Source organism: Corallococcus sp. AB049A (assembly GCF_003668885.1).
In the GTDB taxonomy this organism is placed as follows: domain Bacteria; phylum Myxococcota; class Myxococcia; order Myxococcales; family Myxococcaceae; genus Corallococcus; species Corallococcus interemptor.
This window is the reverse complement of sequence record NZ_RAWL01000646.1, coordinates 1-3,296: the sequence shown is the minus strand read 5'-3', so window position 1 is coordinate 3,296 and position 3,296 is coordinate 1. Positions and strand designations below refer to the sequence as shown.

Below are 3,296 nucleotides of genomic sequence, written 5' to 3'. Positions count from 1 at the left end.
GGGGTGCTGGTGCCCATGGGGGACGACGCGGCCATGGCCCATGCCCTGGGGCGCGTGGTGACGGACGCCACGTGGCACGAGGAGCTGCGCCGCCGGGCCCTCGGACGGGCGGACGAGTTGTCCGCTGAACGGGCGCTCAAGGCCTGGGAGTTGCTGCTGGCGGAGGTCTGACACGAGGGGGGCAGGAAAACCTTGCTCCCCTGGTTCAGCTTCCCAGAGGATTCGCACCATCATGACGACGACGAACGAGACGCAGGGCCTCAATTTCCTCCAGGAAGTGGTTGAGGAGGACCGGCGGACGGGAAAGCACGGTGGACGCGTGCACACCCGCTTCCCGCCCGAGCCCAACGGCTACCTCCACATCGGCCACGCCAAGTCCATCGTGCTGAACTTCGGGCTGGCGCAGCAGTATGGCGGCAAGTGCAACCTGCGCCTCGACGACACCAACCCGCTCACCGAGGACACCGACTACGTGGAGTCCATCCAGCGCGACGTGCGCTGGCTCGGGTTCGACTGGGATGACCGGCGCTTCTTCGCGTCCGACTACTTCGACCGGATCTACGACTTCGCGGAGCAGCTGATCAAGCAGGGCCAGGCCTACGTGTGCAGCCTGTCGCCGGAGGAGATCTCCCAGTACCGCGGCAACTTCACCACGCCGGGCAAGGACAGCCCGTACCGCACGCGCACGGTGGAGGAGAACCTGGACCTGTTCCGCCGGATGAAGGCGGGCGAGTTCCCGGACGGCAAGCACACGCTGCGCGCCAAGATCGACATGACGTCGTCGAACCCCGTGCTGCGCGACCCGCCCATCTACCGCATCCGGCACGCGCACCACCACCGCACGGGCGACAAGTGGTGCATCTACCCGCTCTACGACTTCGCGCACTGCCTGTCGGACGCGATTGAAGGCATCACGCACTCCGTCTGTACGCTGGAGTTCGAGAACCGCCGCGTGCTGTACGACTGGATCGTCGACGCGCTGATCAAGGGCGACCGGCCGTACCAGTACGAGTTCGCGCGGCTGAACCTCACGTACACGGTGATGAGCAAGCGCAAGCTGCTCCAGCTGGTGCAGGAGAAGCGCGTCTCCGGCTGGGATGATCCGCGCATGCTGACCATCAGCGGCCTGCGCCGCCGGGGCTACACGCCCGCGTCGCTGCGAGACTTCGCGAAGCGCATTGGCGTGAGCAAGTCCGACAGCCTCATCGACATGGGCGTGCTGGAGCTGTCCGTCCGGGACGACCTCAACGAGACGGCGCCGCGCGCCATGGCCGTCCTGCGCCCGCTCAAGGTGGTGCTGGAGAACTACCCGGAGGGCCAGACGGAGGAGCTGGAGACGGCGAACCACCCGAAGCGCGAGGACATGGGCACGCGCAAGGTGCCGTTCATGCGCGAGCTCTACATCGAGGCGGACGACTTCCAGGAGGTGCCGGAGAAGGGCTTCTTCCGCCTGGCGCCGGGCAAGGAGGTGCGCCTGCGCTCCGCGTACTTCATCAAGTGCGAGAAGGTCATCAAGGACGCGGCGGGCAACATCACGGAGCTGCGCTGCACCTACGACCCGGCCACGCGCGGTGGTGACTCGCCGGATGGCCGCAAGGTGAAGGGCACGCTGCACTGGGTGCCGGGCAACGCGCCCGTGGCGCAGGTGCGGCTGTTCGATCGGCTCTTCTCGGTGGAGGCGCCGGACAAGGACGAGACGAAGGACTTCAAGGAGTTCCTCAACCCGAACAGCCTGGAGACGCTTTCGAACGCGCGCGTGGAGCCGATGCTCGCGGACGCGAAGCCGGGCGACCGCTTCCAGTTCGAGCGCCTGGGCTACTTCTGCGCGGATCCGGTGGACTCCAAGCCGGGCGCGCCCGTCTTCAACCGCACCGTGACGCTGAAGGACTCGTGGGTGAAGGAGCAGAAGAAGTAGGGCGCTTCTTGCCGCGCTGATGCTTCATGGGAGCAGCAGGCCCAGGGACTCCAGCGCGGCGCAGCGTCCACCGCGCCAGACCGTCTCCGTGGTGGAGGGCGTGTTCCAGGTGAGCACCGGTCCGCCCGGCGAGTAGGGCAGCCAGGTGGGGATGGGCGTGCCGGTGCGGGCCAGGCTTCCCCACGCGGCCTGCACGTACTGGGACAGCGTCGCGTCGTCGGGCGTGGGCGTGGTGCCCACCGCGTCGAAGTGGCCGAAGAGGTAGACGATGTCCGTCCCGTGCGTGGCGCCCAGCGGGGAGAGGGCCCCGTTGGGGAGGGCCCGGGCGAACCGGTAGAGGTACGCGTTGGCCGTGCCGGTGGTGGCGCTCGCGGTGGCCAGGCGCTGCGCGGGACAGGCGAACGACAGGTCCGTGCCCAGGGCGATGGCCGCTTCGCGCTCACGCGCTGGCGCCGGCTGGTAGAGCGCGGTGAGCTCTGCCTTGCGCTGCCCCGCGCCAAGGGCATCCACGTAGCGGCCGAAGTCGCCCGCGTTGCCCACGACGCCCAGGGCGTCCATCACGAAGCTCAGCTCGTCGTCGTTGGCGCCCACCAGCACCGGCACGTCGCCGCTGCCCGCCAACACCCGCGCGAGCGGCCGGCCCTTCAACACGACGCCGTCCACCACCGGCAGCGTGGGCAGCAGGGGAAGGCCGAGCTCCATCACCGGCGGCAGCCGGGCCTGGGCGGCGAGCACCTCCGCGGGCGTCCTCGCGCGCAGACACGCGGCGATGTCGCCCTGCGTGCAGCCCAGGAGGATGGCGGCCTGGACGCCCACGGCGTACGCGGATGGGAAGGCGCCCGTGGCCTGCTCCTTCTCCAGCACGGGCCGGTAGGTGCCGGACTGGATGGCGGCGCGGTGGAAGCGGCCCTGGGCGGGCTCGGCGGCCAGCAGCGTCGTCACGCTGATGGCGCCCGCGGACTCCCCGGCGATCATCACGCGCGCCGGGTCCCCGCCGAAGGCCGCGATGTTGCGGCGCACCCAGTCCAGCGCGGCGATCTGATCCCGCAGGCCCCAGTTGCCGGTGCCGGAGTCCGGCGCCGCGAGCTGTGGCAGCGCGAGGAAGCCCAGCAGCCCCAGCCGGTAGTTGAAGGACACCACGACCAGGTCCTCGGTCCAGGCCAGCTGCGCGGCGTCGTACCAGCTCTCGCCCGCGTGGCCTTCCACGTAGCCACCGCCGTGGATCCACACGAGCACCGCGTGGGCGCCGGGCCTGTTGGGGGACCAGACGTTGAGGCGAAGGCAGTCCTCGGAGGGCGTCGGGACCCCGGCCTTCGTCTGGGGACAGGGTGGGCCGAAGGCCGTGGTGGTGAGGGGCTGCGTCCAGCGCGTGGGGCGTGCG

The 3,296-nt window shown here is 69.9% G+C and carries 2 protein-coding genes; one reads left to right on the top strand and one right to left on the bottom strand.

Annotation, left to right across the window (positions count from 1 at the left end; translation table 11 throughout):
- The first annotated feature begins 232 nt into the window (after nt 1-232).
- A complete protein-coding gene (locus tag D7X55_RS37700) occupies nt 233-1,915 on the top strand; it encodes a glutamine--tRNA ligase/YqeY domain fusion protein (RefSeq protein ID WP_121725557.1) in 1,683 nt (560 codons plus the stop codon).
- Between the two features lie 24 nt (nt 1,916-1,939).
- On the opposite strand, the gene D7X55_RS37695 is transcribed toward D7X55_RS37700, so the two are convergent.
- Nucleotides 1,940-3,296: carboxylesterase/lipase family protein (locus D7X55_RS37695; protein ID WP_121725556.1), on the bottom strand; the 1,357-nt coding region annotated here is incomplete at its 5' end.